The sequence below is a fragment of the Gilvimarinus sp. 1_MG-2023 genome, assembly GCF_030548285.1.
Map to the genome: position 1 here is coordinate 1 of NZ_JAUOSC010000188.1, position 427 is coordinate 427.

The window sequence follows — 427 nt, forward strand, 5'->3', positions numbered from 1 at the left end:
ACCTGTTGCCGCTGATTCGCTCTATCGTCAAACAGGGGTTTGGTATTTCGACGTTGTTACGGATGGCCACGGAAGATGATCCGGAGTTGGTGACGCTGTCGTTTGATCCGCCCATTGTGCTCGATCTGTGTCTGGCCTGGCGTAAGGATGGTTATCTGTCAAAAGCCAATCAGGCCTTTGTGGATTTTGTGCTGGATAATAGTCCGGTGTCGGGACATGCAGAATAGTTTTGCTGGCGATATATCGGGGGGGGGCTGGGCAGGCCGGTATTTGAGCAGGCCGGGAGTGCCCACCGTGAGGTGCACTCCCGGAACTGAATATTTATTTATTCAGCAAGTAGTTTACCAGCAGGCTGACCGGGCGACCGGTGGCGCCCTTGGCTTTACCACCAACCCAGGCGGTGCCTGCAATATCCAGATGCGCGCAG

The 427-nt window shown here is 55.0% G+C and carries 1 protein-coding gene; it reads left to right on the top strand.

Features of this window, described 5'->3' with window-relative positions:
- On the top strand, positions 1–227 hold a 227-nt coding region (locus Q4563_RS16355), incomplete at its 5' end, for a LysR family transcriptional regulator substrate-binding protein (RefSeq protein WP_303605232.1).
- Positions 228–427 lie beyond the last annotated feature (200 nt).